The organism is Actinotalea sp. (genome assembly GCF_041597215.1).
GTDB lineage: Bacteria > Actinomycetota > Actinomycetes > Actinomycetales > Cellulomonadaceae > Actinotalea.
This window is the reverse complement of the sequence record NZ_JBFHHB010000260.1, coordinates 1-4,311: the sequence shown is the minus strand read 5'-3', so window position 1 is coordinate 4,311 and position 4,311 is coordinate 1. Positions and strand designations below refer to the sequence as shown.

The 4,311-nt window shown below is 70.4% G+C and carries 6 protein-coding genes and 1 tRNA gene; all 7 read right to left on the bottom strand.

Annotated features, from left to right (window positions below):
- Positions 1–4 precede the first annotated feature (4 nt).
- The gene (locus ABWK99_RS14120) at positions 5–508 is read right to left on the bottom strand and encodes a hypothetical protein (protein WP_372595339.1); all 504 of its coding nucleotides are present in this window, start codon (positions 506–508) and stop codon (positions 5–7) included.
- Complete coding sequence (locus tag ABWK99_RS14115; protein WP_372595338.1) at positions 505–1,140, bottom strand: RNA polymerase sigma factor; 636 nt, start codon at positions 1,138–1,140, stop codon at positions 505–507. Before ABWK99_RS14115 ends, ABWK99_RS14120 begins: the two co-directional genes overlap by 4 nt.
- 296 nt (positions 1,141–1,436) lie before the next feature.
- Complete coding sequence (rplA, locus tag ABWK99_RS14110; RefSeq protein ID WP_372595337.1) at positions 1,437–2,156, bottom strand: 50S ribosomal protein L1; 720 nt, start codon at positions 2,154–2,156, stop codon at positions 1,437–1,439.
- 74 nt (positions 2,157–2,230) lie between these two features.
- Positions 2,231–2,662, bottom strand: coding sequence for a 50S ribosomal protein L11 (gene rplK / locus ABWK99_RS14105; RefSeq protein WP_372595336.1), 432 nt, complete (start codon positions 2,660–2,662; stop codon positions 2,231–2,233).
- 67 nt (positions 2,663–2,729) lie between these two features.
- Complete coding sequence (nusG, locus tag ABWK99_RS14100) at positions 2,730–3,539, bottom strand: transcription termination/antitermination protein NusG (protein WP_372595335.1); 810 nt, start codon at positions 3,537–3,539, stop codon at positions 2,730–2,732.
- Positions 3,540–3,634: 95 nt separating this feature from the next.
- A complete protein-coding gene (gene secE / locus ABWK99_RS14095) occupies positions 3,635–3,907 on the bottom strand; it encodes a preprotein translocase subunit SecE (RefSeq protein WP_372595334.1) in 273 nt (90 codons plus the stop codon).
- 131 nt (positions 3,908–4,038) lie between these two features.
- Positions 4,039–4,111: transfer RNA gene (locus ABWK99_RS14090), tRNA-Trp, on the bottom strand.
- Positions 4,112–4,311 lie beyond the last annotated feature (200 nt).

Genomic DNA, 4,311 nt, shown 5'->3' with positions numbered 1-4,311 from the left:
GTCCCTACAGACCGAGGACGGGCGTGCTGACGACGGGGCCGCCCGCCGCCCGACGGAGCACCAGGCTCGCCGGGCCGGGCGCGACGTCCGGGAAGACGAAGCAGCCGTCGTCGTCCGACTCGGTGCTCACGAAGCCGTCGGGTCCGTAGACCTGGACGACGTACCTCTCCGCCGGTGCCGTCCACCCGTCGATGCGGACGCCCGTCGGCCCCTCCGAGAGGCTGATCATCACGGTCAGCGGGTCCGAGCTGAACGTGATGGTCCGCATCTCGACCCGGGTCGGCTCGCCACGCACGGCAAGGGCCGGCTCCTGGCGGTGCAGGGCCATCACCTCCGCGTTCAGGCCCTCGAGGGTGAGCGCGAACAGCGCACGGTCGACGAGGCCCTCCGGCACCGGGTCGATCGTCCCGAGGATCCGCGAGAGGTCGTCGAGCAGGGCGAGGTCGACGGCGTCCAGCGGCTCGTCGGCTCCCCCGCCCGGCCCCTCGGCGTTCCGGTCGTCGCTCATGCCTCCACCCATCTCTCGTCGGCGTCGAGCAGCCGTCGAAGCTTCGCCAGGCACCGCCCACGGGTCACCCCGACCGAGGTGACCGGCATCCCGGTGAGCTCGGCGATCGCGCGGTAGTCGGGCCGGTCGGCCATCGCGACCATCGTGAGGATCCGGCGGCACCGTTCGGAGAGCTCGGCGAACCTGCTCCACAGGACCCGGTCCCGCTCGACGGTGAGGAGCCGGACGTCGGGGGCGGGTGCCGGGTCGGCGAGCAGCGGGTCGTCCCGTCCGAGGTCCTCAGGGATGGCCTGCGTCCGGCGCTCCTCCTCCCGCCGCCGACGCACGACCTGCCAAGCCGACCGCCGCGTGCTCACCACGAGCCACCCGAGCAGGGCTTCCGGCTCCCGGATCGCCGCGACGTTGCGCACGAACGCGAGCCAGACGCCCTGCACCACGTCCTCCGCATCCTGGCGTCCTGCCCCCTGGGCGCGCGCGACATGCCACAGCATCGGGGTCGCCTCGCGCACGAGGGCCGTCAACGGGGCGCTGTCCCCGGCACGATGGGCCTCGAGCGCGGCCGCCGCGCGCTCTCCCAGGCTCGTCGGGCTCGCGCCGGGCACACCGGTCGCGTGGCCAGCGGGGCAGCACATGGGCGCGGGCACCTCTCGACGGGCAGATGACGAGACTAGGCCGGGGCCCGCTCGCTCGACAACCGATCCGTCCACAGCCTGCTCCGTCCTCGGGTGCGTGGCCGATCGCGCCCGCGGGGCCCCCTGCGCCCCGCGAGCCGATCGACGTCGAGGGCAAGGGCCCTCACCGGCTCAGAGCGGCGACCGGGCTGTTTGTGACAGGTCGGACGCGGGAGCTCGCACCCGGAGCAGCACGAAGGCCCGGACCACAGGGTCCGGGCCTTCGTCGTGTGCTGCGCTGCGATGGAGCGGGAGGCTCAGGCCTCCTCGTCCTCCACCGTCAGGTTGCGCGTCTTGTTCTGGTCGAGCTGGATGCTCGGGCCCATCGTCGTGGAGACGAAGGCCTTGGCGATGTACCGGCCCTTGGAGGAGGCCGGCTTGAGACGCAGGATCTCCTCGAGCGCCGCCGCGTAGTTCTCCACCAGGGCGGTGTCGCTGAACGAGACCTTGCCGATGATGAAGTGCAGGTTGGCGTGCTTGTCGACGCGGAACTCGATCTTGCCGCCCTTGATCTCGTTGACCGCCTTGGCGACGTCCATCGTGACCGTGCCGGTCTTCGGGTTCGGCATCAGGCCGCGGGGGCCGAGCACCTTGCCCAGACGCCCGACCTTGCCCATGAGGTCGGGGGTCGCGACGGCGGCGTCGAAGTCGGTGTACCCGGCCGCGACCTTCTCGATCAGCTCGTCGCCACCGACCTCGTCGGCGCCTGCCGCACGGGCCTGCTCGGCACGCTCGCCGTTGGCGAAGACCAGGACGCGGGCGGTCTTGCCGGTGCCGTGCGGGAGCAGGACGGTGCCACGCACCATCTGGTCCGCCTTGCGGGGGTCGACCCCGAGGCGGAACGCGACCTCGACGGTCGCGTCGTACTTGATGGTGGACGTCTTCTGCGCGAGGCGGATGGCCTCGAGGGGGGCGTAGATGCGGTCCTTGTCGATCGTCTCGACGGCGGCGCGGTACGCCTTGCTGTGCTGTGCCATGCGGTCTTCTCCTTGAGGGAAGTCGTGGTCGACGGGCCGCACACGGCCCTGCCACACGTGCTGGTGGGTGGTGCTCAGCCCTGGACGGTGATGCCCATGGAGCGGGCGGTGCCCGCGATGATCTTCGAGGCGGCCTCGATGTCGTTCGCGTTGAGGTCGACCATCTTGACGGTGGCGATCTCCCGCACCTGCTCGGCGGTCAGCGAGGCGACCTTGACGGTGTGCGGGGTCGGGGACCCCTTGGCCACACCGGCGGCCTTCTTGATCATCTCGGCGGCCGGCGGCGTCTTGGTGATGAAGGTGAACGAGCGGTCCTCGTAGACCGTGATCTCGACCGGGATGACGTCGCCACGCTGGGCCTCGGTGGCCGCGTTGTAGGCCTTGCAGAACTCCATGATGTTCACGCCGTGCTGACCCAGTGCGGGTCCGATCGGCGGTGCCGGGGTGGCGGCTCCGGCCTTGATCTGGAGCTTGATCAGGCCGGTGACCTTCTTCTTGGGGGGCATGTGCCTTCCGTTCTGTTTCGTGGACCGACGCCGTGGGCGATGACCCGGTTGCAGTGCCGAGGTTCGATCAGATCTTGGCGACCTGGCTGAACGACAGCTCGACCGGGGTCTCCCGGCCGAAGATCGAGACGAGCACCTTGAGCTTCTGCGCCTCGGCGTTGATCTCGGAGATCGTCGCGGGCAGCGTGTCGAAGGGGCCGTCGGTGACGGTGACGGACTCGCCGACCGTGAAGTCCACCTGGATCGCGGGGCCGGCAGCGGCCTTGACCCCCGGCTTGTCCGGGGCAGGGGCGAGCGTCGGGGCGAGCATCGAGAAGACCTCGTCCAGCGTCAGCGGGACCGGCTGGTGCGTGTGCCCGACGAAACCGGTGACACCGGGCGTGTGGCGCACGGCGCCCCAGGACTCGTCGGTCAGGTCCATCCGGACGAGCACGTAGCCGGGGATGCGCACCTTGCGCACCACCTTGCGCTGCGCGTTCTTGATCTCGACGACCTCTTCCATCGGCACCTCGGCCTGGAAGATGTAGTCCTCCATGTTGAGGGACGTGGTGCGGTACTCGAGGTTCGTCTTCACCCGGTTCTCGTAGCCGGCGTAGGAGTGGATGACGTACCACTCGCCGGGCAGGCGCCGCAGCTCGGCCTTGAAGGCCGCGATCGGGTCCTCGTCCTCGTCGTCCTCGACGACGACCTCGTCGGCGACGGCCTCAGCGGTCTCGACCTCGGGCGCCTCGACCTCGTGCTCCTCGACGTCTGCGGTCTCGACCTCTGCGGGCTCGACCGGGGCGTCGTCCACGGTCTGCGGAACCTCGAGCTCGGGCGCGACGACGGCCTCGCCGTCGGCGACGTCGACCTGCGGCTCCTGCGACTCCTGGGACACGGGGTGACCTGCTTTCTGCTGTCTGTGCTGCTGGGTCCTGCTGCATTCCGAACCTGCTGCGGGCCTCGGCCCGTCGTGCCGTGCGCTCCGGCGGCTCAGCCGCCGAAGACCCACCCCACGAGCGTTCCTGCACCGAGGTCGATCACCGTGACGAATGCCATGACGATCAGGACGAAGACGATGACGACGATGCTGTACCGCACGAGGTCGTCCCGCGTGGGCCGGACCACCTTCTTGAGCTCGGCGATGACCTGCCGGACGAACAACGCGATCCGCGCGAACAGACCGCGTCGCTCCGCACCCTTGGCAGGCCGGGGCGCCTTGCGGGCCAGGCCGCCGCCGTCCTCGGCCGATGCGCTCTCGCTCACGGTTCGTCCCCACAATCGTCTTCTGATGGCCGCAGTGCCGGTCCGTCCGGACCGGCTGATCCGTGGCCGGACGGTCCACCCGTCCAGCCCGTTCGCCGACCTGACGGGATCCGTCGCACGGCCTGTCTACGCAGGGCAGGCGGGACTCGAACCCACAACCGCCGGTTTTGGAGACCGGTGCGCTACCAATTGCGCCACTGCCCTTCACAGCACCTGACGTCCGCAGGGCGTGCTTCATCCTGACGGACGTCAACCGCCAGCGGTCGAGTGTACGTGCTCCCAGGGCCCAGGTCGAACGCGCGCCCGGGAGCGCCGTCCCGGCGCCCGCCGACGCGGGTCCGGACGTCCCCTCGGCGCCGTCGTGGACGGGCCTGCTGGACGGCTGTCGACTCTGCCACTATGGG